Here is a 21,810-nt window from a genome sequence, read left to right on the forward strand (position 1 = left end):
TCACCGTCATCCGCTCTAGCGATAGCGATCCGCGCGGTCGAGAAAGCCCTTCACATAGGCCCCGACTGCGTCTTCCAGGCGGGTGAAACCGCCATTGTATCCGGCGCGCCCGAGACGATCGACTACGCTCTGGGTGAAGTACTGGTAGCTGCCGCGAATCTGCTCGGGCATGTCGACATACTGGATGTTCGGCTCCAGCCCGAGCGCGCCATAGGCCGAGACGATCAGGTCCTTGAAGCTGCGCGCCCTGCCGGTACCGACATTGAACAGCCCGGAGACCCGCGGCGTCGCGATCAGCCACATCATCACCCGCACGACATCGTCGACATAGATGAAGTCGCGGCGCTGATCCCCGTCGGCGATGCCCTCGCGATGAGACTTGAACAGCTGCACGACGCGGCCCGCCTTGATGTCGTCGAAGCGGCGCGCCAGCACGCTCATCATCGGGCCCTTGTGATATTCATTGGGGCCGAACACGTTGAAGAATTTCAGCCCGGCCCATTGCGGCGGCAGAGGCGCGCCCTTCGCCGCGCGCTCGGCGACCGCAAGGTCGAACAGGTTCTTGCTCCAGCCGTACAGGTTCATCGGCCGCAACCGCTTCAGCGCCTCGACCGACGCGTCGTCGTCAAACCCCTGTTCGCCGTCGCCATAGGTCGCGGCCGAGGAGGCATAGATGAACGGCGTGGCATTCGCCGTGCACCAGTCGAGCAGCCGCATCGAGAGACGGAAATTGGTCTCGATCACCAGGTCGCCGTCGATTGCCGTAGTCTCGGAAATGGCGCCGAGATGGATCACGGCGGTGAGCCGCCGCCCTTTCAGCCAGTCGCCGAGCTCGGCCGGCGGAACGACATCGGCAAGCTGGCGCTTGGCCAGGTTCCGCCACTTGCCGTCCTGCCCAAGCAGATCGCAGACCGCGACGTCGCTGCGCCCGGCGTCGTTCAACGCGGCCACGACGTTCGATCCGATAAAACCGGCGCCCCCGGTTACCAGAAACATGATGAAATCCCGCCAGATTCCTTTGCAGCCGTCAGCTTTGCCCCACTCCCGCGTCGCAGGCAACGACGGCTTTACCTCTCATCGCGAACCGGTTACCGACTTGGCCGCGCCCAATCGGCCTTGGCCTATTTAGAAATGAATATTGATTCAATATCTGATATCGAAACACAGGATGCCGGGGATACCAGACCGATCCTCGTGGTGCCCTATGTTTGGATCGGCGATTTCGTGCGCGGCCACACCGTGGTCAGGGTGCTCCGCAAGCGTTGGCCGAACCGGCCGATCGACCTTCTGACGTCCAGGCTTTGCGCCCCTTTGGTCGATTATATGCCCGATGTTCGCGCCGGGATCGTGTCTGACCTGCCGCGCAGCCGGCTGGCGCTGGCCCAGCAGCAGGCCCTCGCGGCCGAGCTTCGCCGACGGAACTACGCCACCGCGCTGGTGCTGCCGCGGACCTGGAAGGCCGCTCTCGCGCCGGCGCTGGCGGGCATCCCGGAACGGGTCGGCTTCTTTGGCGAGGTGCGGTTCGGCCTGATCAACGCGATGCGATGGGGTGAAAAGCAGCAGCCGCGCTTCATCGACAAGAACGCGATCCTGGCACTGCCTGACGGCACTGCCCGCCCGCCGGAATGGCCGGTGCCGCAGCTTCGGGTTCCCACGGACGAAATCGAACGCTGGCGGCAGGCTAACGGCCTCGGCCGCGGTCCCGCCATCGCGCTCGGCCCCGGCTCGGTCGGCGCCTCGAAACGCTGGACCTATTATCCGGAGGCCGCGCGCCTGTTCGCCGAACGCGGCTTCGACGTCTGGGTGGTCGGCGGCCCCGGCGAGAAGGCGCTGGCGCAGGAGATCACGGCAGCCGGCGGCGCGCGGGTCCGCGACCTCACCAGCACCGATCTGCGCAACGGCATTCTTGCGATGGCCGCGGCCAGCGTCGCTGTGACCAACGACTCGGGCCTGATGCACATCGCCGCCGCAATCGGCACGCCGACCATGGGCATCTTCGGCCCGACCGATCCCTATCTCTGGGCGCCCCTCAACGGCCTCGCCGCGACAGTGCTGCAGACCAGGAGCAAGCTGTCGTGCCAGCCGTGCCAGCGCACGGTCTGCACCATGAACGATCATCGCTGCATGCGCGACATCGCCCCCGAAGAGGTCGTGGAGATTGCGCAGCGCGTGCTGGCTCAGGTCAGCGCGCGGTAGACCTTGGCGATCGCGTTCGCCTCGGCATCGAGGCTGAACTTATCCACAACTCGTTGCCGCGCCCGCGCCCCCATCGCCGCGGCCGCTGCCGGATCGCGCATCAAGGGCTCCAGCGCGGCCGCCAGCGCGTCGGCATCGCCAGGCGGCGTCAGCACGCCGGTGACGCCGTCCTCGACGACGAACTCGGCCGCGCCCGCGCGCGCCGCCACCAGCGCCGCGCCTGCCGACATCGCCTCGATCAGGGTCAGGCCAAAACCTTCATTGCGCGAGGTGAAGGCGTAGATCGTCAGCCGCTGGTACCAGCGCACGACATCCTCGATCGGCAGTTCGCCGGTGATGACGATGCGCGATTGCAGCCCGGCCGCCTCGATCTTCCGCTTCAGCTCGTTGGCAAAGGCGAGTTGCTCCGGCACCACGGCGCCGACGATGACGGCGGTGAAATCGGGATAGCGCGGCAGCAGCCTGCACATCGCCTCGACGAAGACGTCGCTGCCCTTCTGCGCGCGCACCCGCCCGAAACAGCCGATCGCATAGCGCCCCGGCAATCCGCTCTCGGCGAAGGCTGCCGCGCGATCGGCCGGTGGCGCATAACGATCGGTGTCGACGCCGTGCATCACCACTGTCGCGTCACGCTTCAGGTAGGAGGCCGACAGCGGACTGGTGGCGATGATCGCATCCATGTTGCGGATCAGCCAGCGCGTCAGCCAGGTGTGGTGGCGCTGCGCGGCCGAGGTGAAGATCAGTTTCAGCGGCCAGCCGAGCGCCCGCAGCGCGAGCCCGACGATCATCTCGTCGTTGCGCCGCGCGTGCCAGATCAGCGGCGATGCGCGCCGCCACAGCCGCAGGAGATCGGCGAATCCGATCGCGTCGATGCCGTCGGGCCGATGCGAGCCGAGCCAGCCTGCGCGGAACATTTTGGCGAGCTTCGGCGCGACCATGCGGTTGGCCGCGGTGACACCCGAATAGCGTCGGTGCAGATTGGGCACGATGAGCTCGAGCTCGCGGGCAGGTGTGTTCTCGATCGGCACTCAAGTCTCCGTTTCGTGCCAGTTCCTATACGCAACATTAAGCATAGTGGCCAGTTGGGCCGCGGCGAAACCCCCTCTTCACCGCACTCCCGCTAGCATCGCCAGTTAAAGAACATCGGGAGAGCTCTATCCATGACCGTGCTCGTGACCGGCGGCGCCGGCTATATCGGAAGTCACATGGTTCATGCGCTGGTCGATGCCGGCGAGAGCGTCGTCGTGATCGACAACCTTTCCACCGGCTTCTCCGCGTTCCTGCCCGAAGGCGTGGCGCTGTTCATCGGCGATGCCGGCGACGAAAATCTCGTCGAGGGCGTGATCGCCCAGCACGGCATCGACAGCATCATCCATTTCGCGGGCTCCGTCGTGGTGCCGGACTCGATGCGCGATCCGCTCGGCTACTACCGCAACAACACTATGACGACGCGCAGCCTGCTCAACGCGGCGGTGAAGGGCGGCGTCAGCCGCTTCATCTTCTCCTCGACCGCGGCCGTTTACGGCAATCCGGACCAGGTGCCGGTGCCGGAGATCGCACCGACGCGTCCCCTGTCGCCCTACGGTTCGTCGAAGCTGATGACCGAGATCATGCTGCACGACGTCGCATCCGCTCATGGCATGAGCTACGTCGTGCTGCGCTACTTCAACGTCGCCGGCGCCGACCCGAAGGGCCGCGTCGGCCTTGCCACCATCGGCGCCACCCATCTGCTCAAGATCGCGGTCGAGGCCGCGACCGGCCAGCGCGCCAAGATCGACGTGTTCGGCACCGACTATCCGACCCAGGACGGCAGCTGCATCCGAGACTTCATCCATGTCAGCGACCTCGTCGAGGCGCATCGCTCGGCGCTATCCTATCTGCGCGCCGGCGGGCAATCGGTGACGATGAATTGCGGTTATGGCCGCGGCTATTCCGTGCTCGAGACGATCGAGGCGGTGCGCCGGGTCTCGATGCGCAATTTCGCGGTCGCCTACGCCGCGCGCCGGCCCGGCGACATCATGACCATGGTGGCCGACACGACAAGGATCCGCTCGCTGCTCGACTGGACGCCGCGCTACGATGATCTCGAGACCATCGCGAGCCACGCGCTGGCCTGGGAGGAGAAGCTGTTCCGGGAGCGCGCGGGCTCCGCGCGACAGGCGGAATCGGCCTAAAAAACAAACCGTTATCAAGCAGTTATTGTGCTTGAAAAAGCCCCGCCAAGCGGGCAAGTAGGTCCCGCAACCCTGACGGCCGGCGCTGCCCGCCGTCAATGGAACGCGGATGGCCCAGTTTCCGAAGAAAATCACCGACGATCCCTATGGCGCGGCGATCCTGATTCGCCGCCTGGTCATGGAACAAGGGATTACCTATTGGCGGCGCTATCTGACAGCGTTCGCCCTGATGGCCGTTGCTGCCGGCTCGACGGCCGGCGCCACCTACGTGCTCGGGCAGGTGATCAACCAGGCCTATGTCGACAAGAACATCCCCGGCATCGCGATGTTCGCCGGGATCACGGTGGTGCTGCTGTTCATCAAGGGCGTGGCGACCTACGGCCACATGGTGATCCTGAACAAGATCTCCAACGCCATCCTCGCCAGCAACCAGCGGCAACTGTTCGCCAAGCTGATGAGCGAGAGCATCGGCTTCTTCTCGCAACGGCACTCGTCGGAATTCCTGGCGCGGCTGACCGCCGGCGCCAAGTCGATCACCGACGTACTCAACATGCTGGTCAATGCGATCGGCCGCGACTTCCTGATGCTGATCAGCATGGTCGCCGTCATGGTCTGGCAGGACCCGCTGATGTCGTTCATCGGGCTCGTGGCAGTGCCGCCGGCGATGCTGATGCTGCGCAGGCTGGTGAAGCGGATCAAGGGGCTCGCCTACAACCAGTTCACCGGCACCGCCGACATCATGGAGACGATGCAGGAATCGCTGCAGGGCATCCGCACCGTGAAGGCGTTCACGCTGGAAGGCACCATGCAGCAGCGGATCGACGAGCACATCGCAACCGTCGAGAGCAATGCCAACAAGATGGCGCGCGTCGCCAACCGTTCCAATCCGCTGATGGAAATGCTCGGCGGCTTCGCCGTCGCCGGCTGCCTGATGTATGGAGGCTACAGCGTGGTGGCGCTCGGTTCCACGCCGGGCCAGTTCTTCACGTTCCTGACCGCCTTCCTGATGGCGACCGAGCCGGCCAAGCGGCTGGCGCGGCTCAACATCGACCTCAACAGCCAGCTGGTCGGCGCGCGGATGCTGCTCGAGGTGGTCGATAGCCCGGCGAGCGAACAGTCCGATGACGGCAAGCCTGCGCTGAAACTCTCCGAGGCGCAGATCGAACTGCGCGACGTCAGCTTCGCCTATCGGCCGGGCGAGCCGGTGCTGAACCGCATGAGCTTCGTGGCCGAGCCTGGCAAGGTGACCGCGCTGGTCGGCCCCTCCGGCGGCGGCAAATCCACCGTGCTGGCCTTGCTGCTTCGTTTCTACGAGACGCACGAGGGCGACATCCTGATCGACGGACAGCCGATCTCGTCAGTATCGCGCAAGTCGCTGCGGCAGCAGACCGCTTATGTCGGACAGGACGTCTATCTGTTCCGCGATACCATCCGCGCCAACATCGCCTTCGGCAAGCAGGGCGCCACCGAGCAAGAGATCGTCGACGCCGCCAAGGCCGCCTGCGCGCACGACTTCATCATGAGCTTCCCGCTCGGCTACGACACGCCGGTCGGCGAGCACGGCACCCAGCTGTCCGGCGGGCAACGCCAGCGCATCGCGGTCGCCCGCGCGCTGATCAAGAACGCGCCGATCATCCTGCTCGACGAGGCCACCGCCGCGCTCGACTCGGAGTCCGAGAAGCAGGTGCAAGAAGCGATCGAGCATCTCTGCCAGGGCCGCACCACAATCGTGATTGCGCACCGCCTGCACACCATCATGCATGCCGATGCGATCCTGGTGGTCGAGAGCGGCGAGATCGTCGAGCGCGGACGGCACGAGGAGCTGCTGCGCCGCGGCGGCCGCTACGCCTCGTTCTTCCGCCTGCAGCACCACCACGACCCGTCGCCGCTGGCGCTGGCGCCGATCAGCGCCACCGGCTAGAGCCTGTCATCCCCTCCGGGCAATGCCTGCGCGCAGCACGCGCAGGACATTGCCACCCATCACCTTGCGGATGTCGTCCTCCGAGAACCCGCGCGACATCAGCGCCTGGGTCACGGCGACGATCTCGCTGGCATCGAAGCCCGTGGTGGTCGAGCCGTCGAAATCCGAGCCGAGGCCGACATGGTCGATCCCGACCAGGTCGCGGACATACGCGATCGCCCGCGCCACGTTGTTCGGATCGAGCGAGCAGACCGCGCCTTGCCAGAAACCGATGCCGACCACGCCGCCGGTCCGCGCGACACCCCGGACTTCGTCGTCGGTGAGGTTGCGGTTGACCTTGCAGGTCGCCTGAACGCCGCCATGGCTCGAGACCACCGGGCGCGTCGCCATCGCCAGCACCTCGGCGACCGCCGCGTGGCTCGCATGCGCGAGGTCGACGATCATGCCCATCGCCTCCATCCGCTGCACCACCTGCCGGCCGAGCGGCGTCAGTCCGCCCTTTGCGACGCCGTGCATCGAGCCCGCGACATCATTGTCGAAGAAGTGCGCGAGACCGGCCATTCTGAATCCGGCGGCGTAGAGCACGTCGAGATTGGCGATATTGCCCTCGATGTCCTGCAAACCCTCGATCGAGAGCATGCCGCCAACCACCGTCGCGCCGCTCTTGCGGTCGGCGAGCAGGCGATCGAGGTCGGCCGGCGTTGCGATCAGGCGCAGCCGTCCGGCGGACTGTTCGGCGAAGCTCCGCAGTTTCTCGGCATGCCACAGCGAGCGCTGCAGCAACGAGAACCACGTCCGTGGCGGCTGCAGATCGATGATGGCGAGGTTCGTGATGGTGTCGGTGTCGGCGCCGTTGGCATCATAGTTCTGGCCCTTGGGCGACTTGGTGACCGACGAGAACACCTGCAGCGCGTAGTGTCCCTCGATCAGGCGCGGCAGGTCGATATGGCCGCGATCGGATCGCGCGATCAGGTCGCGCTTCCACAGCAGGCTGTCCGCATGCATGTCCGCCACGTCGAGCGACGCCTGCAGGGCCGTAGCGGCGGGCGTGATATCCAGCGCCACGCGCTGGACCCTGTTCTGCGCCCGGTCGATCCGCTCCGGGACGACCGTGAAAAAGCGAACGGCGGCGGCGATCAGGACCACGGCGACCAGCGCCAGGCCGATCGAAAGCCATTTCCTCATGGACACCACCGCCTTTGTCGACCAAAGGCGGCTGCGCTCGGCGGAAAGCTGGCCTCACCTCTGCGCCGGATGCAGCCGCAGCCACTAGCCCTGAGCGGCGTAAGCGCGTAAATACCGCCCGCGCTCCCTCCTTCAACCCTCCGGGACCCGTTCATGAACGCCGCATCCACCGTCATTCCGCTTCCCCCGCAGCCCTCGCTTCCCGTCGTCGGCGAATCCGGCACCTATCCGGTCCGCCGCAATCTGGTGCGTTGGCCGCAACTATCTCGAGCATATCAGGGAGATGGGCAATGACGAGCGCGCGCCGCCGTTCTTCTTCGGTAAGCATGCCGACATGCTGGTGCCCGATGGCGCGATCATCCCCTATCCGCCGCTGACCAAGGACCTGCATCACGAGGTCGAGCTAGTGGTGGCGATGAAGAGCGGCGGGCTGAACATTCCCGCCGACAAGGCGCTCGAGCATGTCTACGGCTATGCCGTCGGCATCGACCTGACCCGCCGCGACCTGCAGATCGCCTCGCGCAAGAAGGAGCGGCCCTGGGAGATCGGCAAGTCGTTCGACTATTCCGCGCCGTGCTCGGCGATCCAGCCGGCCGCGAAGATCGGCCACCCGACCGCGGGCAAGATCTGGCTCACCGTCAACGGCAAGGAAGCCCAGAAGGGCGACCTCACCGAGCTGATCTGGAACGTGCCTGAAATCATCTGGCAGCTCTCGCAGCAGGTGAAGCTCGCCGCCGGCGACATCATCATGACCGGCACGCCCGCAGGCGTCTCGCAGCTGCAAGTGGGCGACAAGCTCGAATGCGGTGTCGACGGCGTCGGCAAGCTCGCGGTGACGATCGGCAAGCCGGAATAACCGCCTCAGGAACGAGGCAAGGCCCAAAGCCCCGGACCTCAGGTCCGGGGCTTTTTGCTGTGCGCCATCAGCGCATCGTGCCGGGCATGCAGGGCGGCTCGGTGAAGGGAGCGGTCGCGAACGATCCAACCTTCGGCGCGCGCACGCAATCGGTGGTCTTGCTGCTGACCGTCGTTGTCGTCATCGAAGCTTTGGCGCGCCGCACCGCAGCGTTGTTGCCGGCGGCCGACGCCTGCGCCGAACAGGCGGCTGCGGCAACCAGCGCAAGCGCCGCGAGGGTCAATTTGGTCATGGGATTTCTCCGTACGGTGGGTGAAGCCGACCTAGCTCGGCTCCTGTGATCAAGGACCGCGAGCGCCCCGAAATTATTTCATCACGCGCGATCACCGCGCCGCGAGCGCCCGATCACATCGGATGGAGCGGGGAATACCGGAACGACCGGGGCACTCAATGTCATCAAGGCCGCGCGCAAAACGCGGCGACGACGATATGGAGGTTTTCATGATCGATCTTCAACGACCCGGCGTACGACTTGGCTTGGCTGCGATTATGTCCGCGGCAATGGCGACCGCTTGCTTCGCACAGGCGGCGGTCCAGCAGCCCCGCGCCTACGCGTCAAACGAAACCGCGAGCAGGCCGTGGTCGGCGCCGGTCGGCCATCGCCAGCCGCGCGCCGCCGATATTCCGGCGACGACATCGACATCGCAGCAGATCATCGATCAGGAGGACGCGATCGTCGACCGCAAGATCAAGGGGATTTGCCGCGGCTGCTAGAGCATGATCCGGAAAAGCGCGAAGCGGTTTTCCGAGGAGGTCATGCTCAAAGAGCCACACCCCTCGGTCTCGCCGGCGGCGGATCCTACTGCCTTTCGGCGGCCTGCGGCGCCGCCGGGCCGAAATGCGTCTTCTCGTATTCGAGCCACAGCTCGAGCAGCGCCATGAATGCCACCACCGCGCCGGCGGCGATGGCAAAATGCATCGCGCGGGTATGCGTGAAGCCGAGCAGCCACGGCGAGACGATCAGCCAGCATCCGACGACCAGGTTGATCCATTCTTCCCAGATCGAGAACGCGACGATCGCCGCCAGCGACATGATCGCGATCGCCGCGCCGCTGATCCTGAGATCGATCGCCGCCGTCGGATTGGCCCGCACGAACAGCCACGGCGCAGCGAGCAGGAAAATCGCTGCGATGAGGTTATAGAGATCGAGCGCGGATTCTTTTCGCCACTTCATCATCGATTGCTCCCTTGCTACTCAAACCCGCTGCTGATGCGCCTCGGGCGCATTGATGTCCCTGCCCGTGTAGTCGGTCATCATCGCGGTCGCGACCAGCGTGATGATTGCGCAAGCCGCGATATAGGCCGCGATCGCGGTCGCCGAATGGAACGTGCCGAACAGCCAGGTCGCGATCAGCGGTGCCGGACCGCCGGCGATCACGGAAGCAAGCTGATAGCCTAGCGAGGCGCCGCTGTAGCGCAGGCGACCAGTAAAGCTCTCTGCGATCAGGGCCGCCTGCGGGCCGTACTGCATGTCGTGCGGAATCAGCGACAGGAAGATCGCAAGGAAGATGATCGTTTCCGATCCGGTGTTAAGCATCGCGAAATAGATGAAGCCGAACACGCCGGTCACGGCAGCGCCGATCATGTACATGTTCTTGCGGCCGATCTGATCGGAGATGTGCCCGCACAGCGGGATCGAGACGAACGACAGCACCGAGGCCGCGAGCACCGCGGTCAGCAGGAAGTCACGCGACACGTGCAGCGTTCCGACGCCGTAGGAGAACACGAAGGCGGTGAAGATGTAGAACGGCGCCTGCTCGGACATCCGCGCGAAGGCGGACAGCAGGATCTCCTTCGGATGATCGCGGATCACCGTCAGCATCGGCGTGCGGTCGAGCTGACGCTCGGCCAGCAGCTTGCTGAACACAGGCGTTTCCAGAATGCCGAGCCGGATGTAGAGGCCGACACCGACCAGGACGATGCTGAGCGCGAACGGAATGCGCCAGCCCCACGACAGGAACTGGTCGCCCGACATCTGGCTGAAAGCCAGCACCGCGAGATTGGCGAGGAACAGTCCGCAGGGCACGCCGAATTGCGGCCATGAGGCGATCAGGCCGCGGGAGCGATCGTTGCGCGCCCATTCCATCGACATCAGCACCGAGCCGCCCCATTCGCCGCCGACGCCGACGCCCTGGATGAAGCGCAACACGGTCAGGATCACCGCACCCCAGATGCCGATGCTGGAATAGGTCGGCACCAATGCGACCGCCGCGGTCGCCAGTCCCATCAACAGCAGCGTCGCGATCAGCGTCGACTTGCGGCCGATGCGGTCGCCATAGTGCCCGAAGATCGCAGCCCCGATCGGCCGCGCGACGAAGCCGACCGCATAGATGGCGAAGGCCTCGAGCGTGCCGACCCAGGGATCGGAATGCGGAAAGAACAGTTTTGCGAAAACCAGGCCGGTGACGGTGCTGTAGAGAAAGAAGTCATACCACTCGATCGCGGTCCCGACGGTGGAGGCGATCACCGCACGGCGCATCTGCAGCTGATGTTCGGATGGTGTGAGCCGGTTGGCGTCGAGGCCGGGGGTCAGACCAAGCATTGGGCCAAATCTTGCCATGGAGGTGTCTCCCTCGCACAAGCCCCCGGACGGATATTGACTGTGGTTTGTTTGAGCACAAACGATAAGGCGCGCCGGAAAGTTCCAAGGGACGGACCGTCGAGGCTTGAACTTTAGTCGGCCTTCAGTCGGCCATGGCGAGCGACAGATCGCAAAGCGTCGAGGGCGTCGTCCGCCACCGCTCGCCCACCGGCGGACCATGCTTCGCATATGGCTGCCGGATGCGCCCGGCAGCCGCCGGGCGGCTTCGTCAATCCACCGCGCTTCGTCTCATGACAGCCCGAGCGCCCGCCCGTCGCTGCGTGGATCATGCGCCCCGGTGATGCTTCCGTCGGCGTCGATCCGGATCGCACCCGGATGTCCTGCGAGCGGGCTCTGGGCTGGTATCGGACTGATTTCGTGGCCTCGCCCGGCGAGCGCCTTGAAGACCTCTTCACCGGCATCCTTCTCCAGCTTCAGGCTGTCGCGCGCATCGGAGAACGTCTTGCCGAGCAGGAAGCGCGGTCGCGACAGCGCGGTAAGCGGATCCATGTTGTAGTCGATCAGCCTGGTCAGCACCGCCGCGAGCGTCTGCGGCTGCCCGTCGGCTCCCTGCGTGCCGTACAGCAGATGCGGCCGTCCGCTCTTGAGGTAGATTCCCGGATTGAGCGTGTGGAACGGCCGCTTGCCCGGCTTGAGGCAGTTGGGGCTCGCCGGGTCGAGGTTGAACGACGCACCGCGGTTGTGCCAGATGATGCCGGTGTCGCCGGCCACCATGCCGCTTCCCCAATCGTAGTAGACGGTTTGCAGCATGCTGACGCAATTGCCGTCCCGGTCGGTCGCGGCGAGATAAACCGTGTCGCCCTTCTTGAACACGTGCGGCCACGGCATCGCCTTCTCGAGGTTGATCGCCTTCGCGCGCGCGTCGAGGTAGCTCGCCGAGAGCAGCTGATTGACCGGAACGTCGACGAATTCCGGATCGCCGATGTAGCGGCTGCGGTCGATGAAGGCCTGCTTCACCGCTTCGACCAGCAGGTGATAGTAGTCCGCGCTCCCTTCCGGATATTTCGCGAGCTCGAAGCGGTCGAGGATACCCATGATCTCGAGTGTCGTGAGACCCTGCGTCGGCGGGCGCAGCCCGAGCAGCTCGCCGCCGCGATAGCCGACGCGCAACGGCGTCTCGTCGCGCGCGCGGCAGCGTGCCAGATCGTCGGCGGTCAGCGGCGAGCCGATCTGCTTCAGTCCGGCCGCAATGCGCGCGGCGAGCTTTCCTTCGTAGAAATCGCGCCCGCCATTTGCCGCCAGCATCTCCAGCGATTTCGCGAGTTCAGGCTGGACCAGCGGCTCGCCGATTTCAGGCATCCGGCCGGCGGGCATGAAGATGCGCTGGATGTCGGGCCAGTCCTTCAGGTTCTTCGCTTCCATGTCCTGCCAGAAGCGCTGCGACGGCGTGACCGGGAAGCCCTTGCCGGCGTATTCGATCGGGCGCTCGAACAGCGACGCCCAGCTCTGCTTTCCGGCCCAGGACTTGCGGCTGAAATCGAACGCCTGGTCCCAGACGTCGACGGTCGTGGCCGCGGTCAGCGCCGACCCAGGCCCCCGGATCGGGACCGAGCCGCTGTAGTTCGGCAGGTTGAGCGCAGCCTGACCTGCACCGGACAGCGTCCGCACATTTCCCTTGCGGTCGCTGATCACCATGAAGCTGTCGCCGCCGAGGCCGCTGAAATGCGGATAGGTCACGCACAGCGTGGCACCGATGGCGATGACCGCCTCGATCGCATTGCCGCCCTTGCGCAGCACCTCGAGCCCTGCCTGCGTGGCAAGTTCGTGCGGACTCGTCACCATGCCAATCTTCGATCGCGCCAGCGCGCCCGTATTGGCGAGGGCCCGGAGCGGTCGCGGCGCCGCCGCGGCGACCGCCGTGAGCATGGACCCGATCAGCAACTCCCTGCGCGACATGCCAAGATTGGCCATTCGACTTCCCTCCCCGTTTCCTCGTTGCGTCGATGTTGTGCGATCGCGGGCTGCGGACACCGCGACGTCCAAATCCCAGACCGCACTGGCATTTGGCATACCAAGATTGAAGAAAATTCTTACTTCGGTCAAGCCCGTCGAGTAGACGCGAGCGGGGTCGAGCCCGGCCCACCCCCATCATGATGGTCGCAAAATCGATGCGGCCCGCGCGCGGCGCGGAAGATCGCGCCGCGCCGCCGCGCCGAGCTCTAAGCCCGATCGCTGCGGCGGTACGGCACGTAGCGCGGCGTCCAGACCTTGGCGTGAATCCGCGCCTCGACCTGGTCGATCGGAACGTCCCTCGCCAATCCCTCCTTGTGCGCCTGCAGCGCGACCGCAAGCGCCACGGTCTGCGAGACGTCACGCAACGCGCTGACCGGCGGCAGCAGATTGTGCTTCGGGTTGTCGCGCGCCGGCGAGACGCTGGCCAGCGCCTTGGCGGCGGCCATGAACATGCCGTCGCTGACCCGGCTGGCACCGACCGCGAGCGCGCCGACGCCGACCCCCGGGAAGATGTAGGAGTTGTTGGTCTGGTCGACCTTGAAGCGCGCGCCGTCGCGCATGATCGGCGGGAACGGGCTGCCGACGCCGATCAGCGCCCGCCCCTCGGTCCACGCCTCGATATCGACCGGCGTCGCCTCCTCGCGCGAGGTCGGATTGGACAGCGGGAAGATCACCGGCCGCTTGTTGCACTCGGCCATCGCGCGGACGATCGGTTCGGAGAAAGCGCCGGCCTGGCCGGAGACGCCGATCAGCACCGTCGGCCTCGCGTTGCGCACGACGTCAAGCAGCGCGATCTTGTCGGGATGGCTGAGCTGCCAGCCCGCGATCGCCTGCCTGTTCTGCACGAACGGAAGCTGGAACGGGGCGAGCCCGCTCATACCCTCGAGCAGCAGCCCGTCGCGGTCGACCATGAAGAAGCGCTTCGCCGCCTCGCTCTCGGACAGGCCGGCATCGACCATCGCGGCGCGGATCAGGCTGGCGATGCCGCAGCCGGCCGAACCCGCGCCGAGCACGGCGACGCGCTGCTCGGTGAGCGGCACGCCGGTGACGTTGATCGCGGAGAGCAAGGCGCCGGTCGCCACCGCCGCGGTGCCCTGAATGTCGTCGTTGAAGGTCAAGAGCCGGTCGCGATAGCGCTCGAGCATGCGCGTCGCGTTGTTCTTGGCGAAGTCCTCCCATTGCAGCAGGACGCGCGGCCAGCGCTTCACCACCGCCGCGACGAACGCCTCGATGAAGTCGTCATAGGCCTGGCCGCGGACGCGCTCGTTGCGCCAGCCGACATAGAGCGGATCGGCGAGGCAATCGGGATTGTCGGTGCCGACGTCGAGCATGATCGGCAGCGTCGTTGCCGGATGCAGGCCGCCGCAGCCGGTATAGAGCGCGAGCTTGCCGATCGGGATGCCCATGCCGCCGGCGCCCTGGTCGCCGAGGCCGAGGATGCGCTCGCCGTCGGTCACCACGATCGCCTCGACTTGATCGAAGCGCGGATGGGCGAAAATGCGGTCGATCCGGTGCTGATGTGGGATGCTGAGGAACAGCCCGCGAGGCTTGCGGAACAGCCGACTGAATTTTTGGCAGCCCTCGCCGACGGTCGGCGTGTAGACGATCGGCAACAGCTCTTCCAGGTTGCCGACCAGGAGCGCGTAGAACAGCGTCTCGTTGGTGTCCTGCAGCTCGCGCAGAAAGGCATAGCGCTCGATGTCGGTCTCAAAGCCACGGAGCGCCTCGAGGCGGCGCGAGACTTGCTCGTCCAGCGTCAAGATATTGGGCGGCAGCAAGCCGTGCAGGTCGAACGCCTCGCGCTCGGCCTCGGAGAACGCCGTGCCCTTGTTCAGCTGCGGATCGGCCAGCAGCTCGTAGCCGCTCAGCGCAGTGGTCGCAAAAGCTCCTGATGACTCCGACATGGCAAGGTCCCCTCAATGCGAAACGCCAGATCGGACGTTATCACGCCCATGTAACGGATCGGAGTGCGAAGGCGCGCCGCCGCGCAAAGTTGAACGGCCCCGACGCTGCGGCTGCAGCTGCGGACCGACACCAACATACCTTGGTATAGCCCGCCTGATTCCTTGTGATGGCCCGTGCTTACGCCCGTACAGTTGAGCGATGGCGAGAGATTTTTACACTCGCGGCTACTCCAGCGTGATCAGGATCACTGCTCCGAGCCGTCAATCGCAAGACTGTCACGGGTAGCAGGTGTCGACTGGAACGCGGGTTTCGAGGAACACTCAGATGATCGTCAACATTCAGAAGCTGAACGGCCTGTGGCACCTTATCGTCGGGTCGTGCAAGATCCGAACTCCGTTCCTGGAGACCCAGGACCGCGAGTGGGTCGTCGCCTACGCCAGGCGAATCTACCCCGGCGCCAAGGTTTTCGAGCGCGACTGACGCTGTTCCGCCTCACAGCTCTCGTCCCAGACAGAAAGCCCCGGAGCATGCTCCGGGGCTTTTGTTTTCAACGCGGCAACGCCTCTGCAATCAGTGCAGCGCCGACATCACGATCAGGCCGAGGATCAGCGCGATCGCGGAATATTTGACCGTGTAATACACGTTCCGATTCCACTCCTTGACCTTGCGGCTGGCGAGATGGATCTCGTAGAGCTTGCCGAACACCTTGTTCAGCGCGCCGACATGCTCGCCGTCGACGTTCTGGGTCGCCGACGCCTTGACGATGTTGTGGCTGACCCAGCGGTTCATCGCCGTCATGAAGCCGAACTTCATCGGGCGCTCGACGTCGCAGAACAGGATGATACGGTTGACGTCGGTCTTGTTCTCGGCGCTGTGGATGAACGTTTCGTCGAACATGAAGGCCTCGCCGTCGCGCCAGACGCATTCGACGCCGTCGACGAGGATGCGGCACTGGTTCGAGTTCGGCGTCACGAGTCCGAGGTGATAGCGCAGCGAGCCGGCGAAGGGATCGCGGTGCGCCCCGAGCTTGCCGCCCGGCGGCAGCATCGCGAACATCGCGCCATGCACGTTCGGGATCGAGTTGAGCAGCTCCACCGTCTTCGGGCACAGCGTCCGCGCCGACGGCAGGAAGTCGTCGTACCATTTCAGATAGAAGCGCTTCCAGCCGCTCTTGAAGAAGGAATAGAAGCCCCAGTCGTTGTTTTTGGCCGCGGCGCGGATGAAGCCTTCGTCGAACAGGCGCGTGGCCTCGTCGCGGATCGTCTCCCAATTGTCGGAGAGCTTCTTGAGCTCGGGAAACTGCTCGACCGGAATCACCGGCGTGTTGGGCACGGCGGAGCCGGCATACATCAGCACATTGTAGGGCGCGAGGTAGGTCGAGTGATCGCCGAGCTGGCGGGCGAAGCGCAACCGCTGCTTGCCGCGGAAGTGGACGTAGAGCGTAGAGGCCACCAGCACGTAAAGAGTGACGAGCTGCGGCGCGAAGAGCTGTCTCAACATGATCCGTCTATGATCGCTGCCCGCCGACGCTCTTCATGCCCCGCCCAGCAGGAGCCGTTCCCCTGACGGGCGGCCCAGTCCGGGCGGCGAAACGCGTCGCCGTCCGCGAAAATTCCCCTGTTTCATCGTGACTTGGCACTGCGGCGCGGTCTGGCAAATGAGCCGGACTCGTTGCCGCGGTGCCGTCCCCGGATGCGCTATGTAAGCGTTCGCTCACCAAATGTGAAGCGTCGCGCCGCACGGGCGCCAGGTTTGTGACACCATTCACACACAAAATTCGTCATTGACAAACTTATTAGATAATTCCTAATCCTGAGCGACCCGCCGAAGAGCGCGGACATCCAAAGGGAGGAATGATGAGACAGTTTTTGGCGGCAGCCATTGTCGCGGCGATGACCACGGCCGCTCACGCCCAGGTTTCCGACGACGTCGTGCGCATTGGCGTGCTGACCGACCTGTCGAGCTGGGGACGCGACAATTCGGGCCCGGGCTCGGTCGAGGCGGCCAAGATGGCGGTCGAGGAATTCGGCCCCACCGTGCTCGGTAAGCCGATCGAGATCATCTCCGCCGACCACCAGATGAAGACCGATGTCGGCGTGCAGGTCGTGCGCGGCTGGTTCGACAACGGCAAGGTCGACGCGGTCGTCGACATCCCGAATTCCGGCATCGCGATCGCCGTGCACAACATGGTGCGCGAGCGCAACAAGATCGCGCTCTTGTCCGGTCCCGGCGCGAGCTCGCTGACAGACGAACTGTGCAGCCCCAACACGGTGCATTTCGCCTACGACACCTACGCGCTGTCCAAGGTGACGGCCTCGGCCGTGATCAAGGAAGGCGGCAAGTCCTGGTTCTTCGTCACCGCGGATTACGCCTTCGGCCAGCAGCTCGAGAAGGACGCGACGCGCTTCATCAACGAGATGGGCGGCAAGGTGCTCGGCAGCGTCAAGCATCCGACCAACACCGCCGACTTCTCCTCCTTTGCGCTGCAGGCGCAGAGCTCGAAGGCCGACGTGGTGGCGTTCGCCAATGCCGGCCAGGACACCGACAATTCGATCAAGCAGTCCGGCGAGTTCGGCCTCGTGCAGGGCGGCCAGAAGCTGGTCGGGCTCTTGATGTTCGACACCGACGTGCATGCGATCGGCCTCAACGCCGCGCAAGGCACCTATATGACGACGGCGTCGTACTGGAACATGGACGAGAAGACGCGCGCCTGGTCGAAGAAGTTCTACGCCCGCGCCAATGTGATGCCGACCATGATCCAGACCGGCGTCTACGGCTCGGTGCTGCATTATCTCAAGGCGATCCAGGCCGCCGGCACCGACGATCCGAAGGCGGTGATGGCCAAGATGCGCGAGCTGCCGATCGAGGACACCTTCGTGCATGGCGGCAAGCTGCGCGAGGACGGCCGCGTGATCCGCGACATGTATCTGGCGAAGGTGAAGAAGCCTTCGGAATCCAAGGAACCGTGGGACTATCTCGACATCGTCAAGACGGCGAAGGGCGAGGACGCCTATCGTCCGGTCTCCGAGTCGAAGTGCCCGCTGCTCAAGAAATAGGATCGATCGCGTGGCCAACGAAGAAGCTTATGATTGCGACGCGCTGGTCGTCGGCTCCGGCTGCGCCGGGCTGTCGGCGGCGGTCACCGCCGGCCATCACGGCCTCAAGGTCCTGGTGGTCGAGAAGGAGCCGCGGTTCGGCGGCACCACCGCGCGCTCCGGCGGCTGGCTGTGGATCCCCGGCACCTCGCTGGCCAAGGCCTGGGGCATCGAGGAGAGCCCCGATCAGGCCAAAACCTATCTGCGCCAAGAGGCCGGCAACAGTTTTGACGCCGCCCGCGTCGATGCGTTCCTGACCGAAGGGCCGAAGGCGGTCGACTTCTTCACCACCAGCACCGCGGTGCGCTTCGACATGCCGCTGACCTTCCCGGACTATCATGCGGAAGCGCCGGGCGGCGCGCAGGGCGGCCGCTCGATGGTGACGCGGCCGTTTGACGCCCACGAGCTCGGCGACGCTCTCAAGGATCTCGGCAGCCCCCTGCCCGAGCTCACCGTGTTCGGCATGATGCTCGGCTCCGGCAAGGAGATCGTGCATTTCATGCGCGCGACCCGGTCGCTGACCTCGGCGGCCTATGTCGCCAAACGGCTGTCGAAGCACGCCATCGACGTGATGCGCAACGGCCGCGGCATGACGCTGACCAACGGCAACGCGCTCGCCGGACGGCTGGCGAAATCCGCCTTCGACCTCAAGATCCCGCTCTGGCTCAACTCGCCGGTGCGCGAATTGATCGTCGAGAACGGCGCGGTGCGCGGCGCGGTCGTCGTGCGTGAAGGGCGCCCGATCCGCGTCAACGCCAAGCGTGGCGTGGTGCTCGCCTGCGGCGGCTTCCCGCACGACGTCGCGCGACGGCAGAAGATGTTTCCGCATGCGCCGACCGGAAAAGAGCACTACTCGCCGGGCCCGACCGGCAACACCGGCGACGGCCTGCGCCTTGCGGAATCCGCCGGCGGCCGCGTCGACGACTCGCTGCCGAATGCCGCGGCCTGGGTGCCGGTCTCGGTCACGACGCGCAAGGACGGCTCGAAAGGCGTGATGCCGCATTTCATCGATCGCGCCAAGCCGGGCGTGATCGCGGTGATGGCCGACGGCAGGCGCTTTGCCAATGAAGGCAATTCCTACCACGACTTCGTGCAGGCGATGATCAAGGCGGCGAAGCCCGGCGAGGAGATCGCGGCGCATCTCATCTGCGATCACGAGACGCTGCGCAAATACGGCCTCGGCTGCGTGCCACCGCGCCCCATGCCGCTCGGCCATCACCTGAAGACCGGCTATCTCAAGCGCGGCGCGACGCTGGCGGAGCTCGCCGCGCAGGCCGGCATCGACGCCAAGGCGCTCGAGGCGACCGTCGCGGAGTTCAACACCACCGCGGCGGAGGGACGCGATCCCGCCTTCGGCAAGGGCTCGCGCGCCTATAACCGCTACCAGGGCGATGGGCTGCACGGACCCAATCCCTGCATCGCGCCGATCCGGCACGGGCCGTTCTACGCCATCAAGATGGTGATCGGCGATCTCGGCACCTATGCCGGCATCCGGACCGATGCCAATGCCCGCGCGCTCGACGCCGACGGCCAGCCGATTGCCGGCCTCTATGCCGCCGGCAACGACATGGCGAGCATCATGGGCGGCAACTATCCCGGCGCCGGCATCACGCTCGGGCCCGCGCTGACCTTCGGCTACATCGCGGGCAAGCACATTGCAGGTGAGGCGGCGGCGGAGAGAAGCAAGTTGTGAGTACCGTCATCCTCGCGCAAAGGCTTCGCCTTTGTCGCTGGAGGTGCGAGCGGAGCGAGTCTCGAAGGATGGATCGGCCACCAGCCGGGCCGTGCATCCTTCGAGACGCCCGCTTCGCGGGCTCCTCAGAGTCTGACTCATAAATCACCCAACCTTAGCTGCAGCCGCGAGTCTGCGGGTCAGGAGCCTGATGTGTGCAATCAGCAGCCAGGCAGCTTCGGTTGCCACCGTCGCCTCGAAGTCCTTGGCGAGGCGGCGGCATCTGCCGAACCAAGCGAATGTGCGTTCAACCACCCACCGCCTCGGCAGAAGCTGGAAGCCTTTGACGCCTTGAGGCCGCTCGACGATCTCGACAGTCCATGGACCGCAGTCTGAGAGCGCGTCGAGGAGTTGATTTCCGCGGTAGATCCGGTCGGCAAAGACGTGGCGCAGCCGGGGGAAGTTCTTCCGCACGTTCTTCAGTAGCGGTACGGCGCCATGGCAGTCCTGAACGTTGGCCGGATGAACATGAACCCCAAGGAGGAGGCCATTGGTATCCGTCACGATATGCCGCTTGCGGCCGTAGATGCGCTTGCCTGCATCGTAGCCGCGCGGTCCGCCAGCTTGCGTGGTTGGCGCACTTTGACTGTCGATCACGGCTGCCGTCGGCTTCGGTGTCCGTCCAAGCTTTTTTCGCGCCCGTCGGACAAGCACGCTGACAATCCTCTGCCACCGGCCTGTATCCCGCCATCTATAAAAATAGCCCTGCACCGTCGAATAGGGCGGGAACTCCTGCGGCAACGCCCGCCACTGGCAGCCGGTCGAAACGATATAGAGGATCGCTTCGATCACACGACGCAGCTCCGTCTTACGCGGCCGGCCGCGCCGGTTCGCTCGCGGCAACAGGCGTCTGATCACCGCCCACTCCGCATCGGTCATATCGCTTGCATAACGCAGATCGTCCCGCCGATATTGCTCCCGAGTGATCTTGGTCCAGGGCATCGTGCTCTCCCTCGAATCTTTGCAAATCCGATGGAATCACACCCCACTGAGATCACTCACCCATTTTTCAGTCAGGCTCTCAGGATGACGGGTGGGGACCTGTCACTCACAACGACTTCTCGCGCAGATCGACGTCTCGCGGACGGCAAGGTTTCCTGCTAAGTGCGAACGCGCGAACCCAAATAGGGCCACATGACGAGAGAGAGCCGCGGCATACAGTCGATCGAGGTCGGCGGAGAATTGCTCCGCGCGCTGGCCCGCAGCGGCGAACCGATGATGCTGCGCGATCTCGCGCGCGAAGCCGGCATGCCGCCGGCCAAGGCGCATCCCTATCTCGTCAGCTTTTCCCGCATCGGCCTGATCGAGCAGGACGAGACCACTGGCCGTTACGAGATCGGGGCGCTGGCGCTCGAGCTCGGCCTGATCAGCCTGCGCCGGCAGTCCGCAGTGCGGATCGCAACGCCGCGGATCGCAGCGCTCGCCGACAGCATCAATCACGCGGTATCGCTGTCGGTCTGGGGCACCCACGGCGCGACCGTGGTGCGGCTCGAGGAGCCGAGCCATCCGGTGCATATCGCGATGCGCGTCGGATCGGTGGTGGCGCTGCTCGAGACCGCGACCGGCCGCGCCTTCGCCGCCTTCATGCCGCCGAACGCGATCAGGACCGCGCTCGAGAGCGGCCTCGATCACCTCGGCGTCGGCTACAATCCGAAGCGTCCGCCGGCGGACGCGAAGACGGCCGAGATCCTCGCCGAGGTCCGCAGCCGCGGGCTGGCGCGAGCGATCGGCGATCCCCTGCCCGGCGTCAACGCCTTCGCCGCGCCGGTGTTCGATCACGCCGGCCACGTCGCGCTGGTCATCACCGCGATGGGGCCGGAAGGCACCTTCGACGCCGGCTGGGACAGCGCAATCGCAGCTGCGCTGCGCGATTGTGCGGGCGAGATCTCACGGCAACTGGGGCACGGCACGGCGCGGGCGTTGGAGTGACGCCAAGAAGTGAGAGGGCGGAACGAAGAGCAAAGCTCGGACAGATCATGTCGCGAGAATGCTGACGTATGATCCAGTCGTGCAACAAACTCGCTGTCGTCCCTGCCTAGTGCGCAATTGCGCACCAGGCAGGGACGACGACGGGGTATTTGGCGACATCAGAGCGTCGTTCCGCCGCGAAGGCGGCCTATCTGTTGCATGC

The 21,810-nt window shown here is 65.4% G+C and carries 18 protein-coding genes and 1 pseudogene; 9 read left to right on the top strand and 10 right to left on the bottom strand.

The window, feature by feature from the left end; genetic code table 11:
- Positions 1-15: 15 nt before the first annotated feature.
- Positions 16-996: an ADP-glyceromanno-heptose 6-epimerase gene (gene rfaD, locus ACVMB1_RS19395; protein ID WP_225644507.1), complete on the bottom strand. Its 981-nt coding sequence runs from the start codon at positions 994-996 to the stop codon at positions 16-18.
- A 135-nt stretch (positions 997-1,131) separates the two neighbouring features.
- Between rfaD and waaF the strand changes: the two genes are divergently transcribed.
- Positions 1,132-2,196, top strand: coding sequence for a lipopolysaccharide heptosyltransferase II (waaF, locus tag ACVMB1_RS19400; protein WP_456848917.1), 1,065 nt, complete (start codon positions 1,132-1,134; stop codon positions 2,194-2,196).
- Here the strand turns inward: waaF and ACVMB1_RS19405 are convergent.
- Positions 2,178-3,224 (bottom strand): glycosyltransferase family 4 protein, encoded by a 1,047-nt coding sequence (locus ACVMB1_RS19405; RefSeq protein ID WP_456848919.1) that lies wholly within the window; start codon positions 3,222-3,224, stop codon positions 2,178-2,180. The two genes, waaF and ACVMB1_RS19405, sit on opposite strands and share 19 nt — an antisense overlap.
- Before the next feature lie 132 nt (positions 3,225-3,356).
- Here ACVMB1_RS19405 and galE point away from each other — a divergent pair, with 132 nt between their 5' ends.
- On the top strand, positions 3,357-4,370 hold the full coding sequence (gene galE, locus ACVMB1_RS19410; RefSeq protein ID WP_456848921.1) for a UDP-glucose 4-epimerase GalE: 1,014 nt from the start codon (positions 3,357-3,359) through the stop codon (positions 4,368-4,370).
- Between the two features lie 109 nt (positions 4,371-4,479).
- Positions 4,480-6,291, top strand: coding sequence for an ABC transporter ATP-binding protein (locus tag ACVMB1_RS19415; RefSeq protein ID WP_456848923.1), 1,812 nt, complete (start codon positions 4,480-4,482; stop codon positions 6,289-6,291).
- A 6-nt stretch (positions 6,292-6,297) separates the two neighbouring features.
- On the opposite strand, the gene ACVMB1_RS19420 is transcribed toward ACVMB1_RS19415, so the two are convergent.
- The gene (locus tag ACVMB1_RS19420; protein ID WP_456848925.1) at positions 6,298-7,476 is read right to left on the bottom strand and encodes a dipeptidase; all 1,179 of its coding nucleotides are present in this window, start codon (positions 7,474-7,476) and stop codon (positions 6,298-6,300) included.
- 153 nt (positions 7,477-7,629) lie between these two features.
- Between ACVMB1_RS19420 and ACVMB1_RS19425 the strand changes: the two are divergent.
- Positions 7,630-8,332, top strand: a pseudogene (locus ACVMB1_RS19425) (fumarylacetoacetate hydrolase family protein).
- Positions 8,333-8,399: 67 nt separating this feature from the next.
- On the opposite strand, the gene ACVMB1_RS19430 reads toward ACVMB1_RS19425, so the two are convergent.
- Positions 8,400-8,624 carry a hypothetical protein gene (locus tag ACVMB1_RS19430; protein WP_456848927.1) on the bottom strand — a complete coding sequence of 75 codons (225 nt, stop codon included), beginning with the start codon at positions 8,622-8,624 and terminating at the stop codon, positions 8,400-8,402.
- 209 nt (positions 8,625-8,833) lie between these two features.
- Here ACVMB1_RS19430 and ACVMB1_RS19435 point away from each other — a divergent pair, with 209 nt between their 5' ends.
- Positions 8,834-9,106, top strand: a complete 273-nt coding sequence (locus ACVMB1_RS19435) for a hypothetical protein (protein WP_283070194.1) — start codon at positions 8,834-8,836, stop codon at positions 9,104-9,106.
- Positions 9,107-9,191: 85 nt separating this feature from the next.
- Here ACVMB1_RS19435 and ACVMB1_RS19440 read toward each other — a convergent pair whose 3' ends face one another.
- The 4 genes from ACVMB1_RS19440 to ACVMB1_RS19455 all read right to left on the bottom strand — a co-directional run bounded on the left by ACVMB1_RS19440 (position 9,192) and on the right by ACVMB1_RS19455 (position 14,851).
- A complete protein-coding gene (locus ACVMB1_RS19440; RefSeq protein ID WP_229191981.1) occupies positions 9,192-9,566 on the bottom strand; it encodes an SPW repeat protein in 375 nt (124 codons plus the stop codon).
- 21 nt (positions 9,567-9,587) lie between these two features.
- Complete coding sequence (locus tag ACVMB1_RS19445; protein WP_016842171.1) at positions 9,588-10,934, bottom strand: MFS transporter; 1,347 nt, start codon at positions 10,932-10,934, stop codon at positions 9,588-9,590.
- Positions 10,935-11,222: 288 nt separating this feature from the next.
- Positions 11,223-12,905, bottom strand: a complete 1,683-nt coding sequence (gene ggt, locus ACVMB1_RS19450) for a gamma-glutamyltransferase (protein ID WP_456848929.1) — start codon at positions 12,903-12,905, stop codon at positions 11,223-11,225.
- Between the two features lie 248 nt (positions 12,906-13,153).
- On the bottom strand, positions 13,154-14,851 hold the full coding sequence (locus tag ACVMB1_RS19455; protein WP_456848931.1) for an NAD-dependent malic enzyme: 1,698 nt from the start codon (positions 14,849-14,851) through the stop codon (positions 13,154-13,156).
- 325 nt (positions 14,852-15,176) lie between these two features.
- Between ACVMB1_RS19455 and ACVMB1_RS19460 the strand changes: the two genes are divergently transcribed.
- On the top strand, positions 15,177-15,332 hold the full coding sequence (locus ACVMB1_RS19460) for a hypothetical protein (protein WP_016843659.1): 156 nt from the start codon (positions 15,177-15,179) through the stop codon (positions 15,330-15,332).
- Between the two features lie 90 nt (positions 15,333-15,422).
- On the opposite strand, the gene ACVMB1_RS19465 is transcribed toward ACVMB1_RS19460, so the two are convergent.
- Positions 15,423-16,352 (bottom strand): aspartyl/asparaginyl beta-hydroxylase domain-containing protein, encoded by a 930-nt coding sequence (locus ACVMB1_RS19465; protein WP_456848933.1) that lies wholly within the window; start codon positions 16,350-16,352, stop codon positions 15,423-15,425.
- 353 nt (positions 16,353-16,705) lie between these two features.
- On the opposite strand from ACVMB1_RS19465, the gene ACVMB1_RS19470 reads away from it, so the two are divergent.
- Entirely contained in the window at positions 16,706-17,908 is a 1,203-nt protein-coding gene (locus tag ACVMB1_RS19470; RefSeq protein WP_456848935.1) for an ABC transporter substrate-binding protein, read from the top strand.
- A 10-nt stretch (positions 17,909-17,918) separates the two neighbouring features.
- Positions 17,919-19,640: an FAD-dependent oxidoreductase gene (locus tag ACVMB1_RS19475; RefSeq protein ID WP_456848937.1), complete on the top strand. Its 1,722-nt coding sequence runs from the start codon at positions 17,919-17,921 to the stop codon at positions 19,638-19,640.
- Between the two features lie 144 nt (positions 19,641-19,784).
- Here the strand turns inward: ACVMB1_RS19475 and ACVMB1_RS19480 are convergent, their stop codons facing one another.
- Positions 19,785-20,621, bottom strand: coding sequence for an IS5 family transposase (locus ACVMB1_RS19480; protein ID WP_456848939.1), 837 nt, complete (start codon positions 20,619-20,621; stop codon positions 19,785-19,787).
- A 192-nt stretch (positions 20,622-20,813) separates the two neighbouring features.
- On the opposite strand from ACVMB1_RS19480, the gene ACVMB1_RS19485 reads away from it, so the two are divergent.
- Positions 20,814-21,608 carry an IclR family transcriptional regulator gene (locus tag ACVMB1_RS19485; RefSeq protein ID WP_456848941.1) on the top strand — a complete coding sequence of 265 codons (795 nt, stop codon included), beginning with the start codon at positions 20,814-20,816 and terminating at the stop codon, positions 21,606-21,608.
- Positions 21,609-21,810: the final 202 nt, after the last annotated feature.

The sequence above is a fragment of the Bradyrhizobium sp. USDA 4504 genome, from assembly GCF_054063995.1.

What these genes read in the sequence shown, in the direction of transcription:
- ACVMB1_RS19430 (WP_456848927.1), bottom strand. Translation starts at nt 8,624, where the DNA reads ATGACCAAATTGACCCTCGCGGCGCTTGCGCTGGTTGCCGCAGCCGCC.
- ACVMB1_RS19420 (WP_456848925.1), bottom strand. Translation starts at nt 7,476, where the DNA reads ATGAGGAAATGGCTTTCGATCGGCCTGGCGCTGGTCGCCGTGGTCCTG.
- galE (WP_456848921.1), top strand. Translation starts at nt 3,357, where the DNA reads ATGACCGTGCTCGTGACCGGCGGCGCCGGCTATATCGGAAGTCACATG.
- waaF (WP_456848917.1), top strand. Translation starts at nt 1,132, where the DNA reads ATGAATATTGATTCAATATCTGATATCGAAACACAGGATGCCGGGGAT.
- ACVMB1_RS19455 (WP_456848931.1), bottom strand. Translation starts at nt 14,851, where the DNA reads ATGTCGGAGTCATCAGGAGCTTTTGCGACCACTGCGCTGAGCGGCTAC.
- rfaD (WP_225644507.1), bottom strand. Translation starts at nt 996, where the DNA reads ATGTTTCTGGTAACCGGGGGCGCCGGTTTTATCGGATCGAACGTCGTG.
- ACVMB1_RS19485 (WP_456848941.1), top strand. Translation starts at nt 20,814, where the DNA reads ATGACGAGAGAGAGCCGCGGCATACAGTCGATCGAGGTCGGCGGAGAA.
- ACVMB1_RS19470 (WP_456848935.1), top strand. Translation starts at nt 16,706, where the DNA reads ATGATGAGACAGTTTTTGGCGGCAGCCATTGTCGCGGCGATGACCACG.
- ACVMB1_RS19435 (WP_283070194.1), top strand. Translation starts at nt 8,834, where the DNA reads ATGATCGATCTTCAACGACCCGGCGTACGACTTGGCTTGGCTGCGATT.
- ACVMB1_RS19465 (WP_456848933.1), bottom strand. Translation starts at nt 16,352, where the DNA reads ATGTTGAGACAGCTCTTCGCGCCGCAGCTCGTCACTCTTTACGTGCTG.
- ggt (WP_456848929.1), bottom strand. Translation starts at nt 12,905, where the DNA reads ATGGCCAATCTTGGCATGTCGCGCAGGGAGTTGCTGATCGGGTCCATG.
- ACVMB1_RS19415 (WP_456848923.1), top strand. Translation starts at nt 4,480, where the DNA reads ATGGCCCAGTTTCCGAAGAAAATCACCGACGATCCCTATGGCGCGGCG.
- ACVMB1_RS19460 (WP_016843659.1), top strand. Translation starts at nt 15,177, where the DNA reads ATGATCGTCAACATTCAGAAGCTGAACGGCCTGTGGCACCTTATCGTC.
- ACVMB1_RS19445 (WP_016842171.1), bottom strand. Translation starts at nt 10,934, where the DNA reads ATGCTTGGTCTGACCCCCGGCCTCGACGCCAACCGGCTCACACCATCC.
- ACVMB1_RS19480 (WP_456848939.1), bottom strand. Translation starts at nt 20,621, where the DNA reads ATGCCCTGGACCAAGATCACTCGGGAGCAATATCGGCGGGACGATCTG.
- ACVMB1_RS19440 (WP_229191981.1), bottom strand. Translation starts at nt 9,566, where the DNA reads ATGAAGTGGCGAAAAGAATCCGCGCTCGATCTCTATAACCTCATCGCA.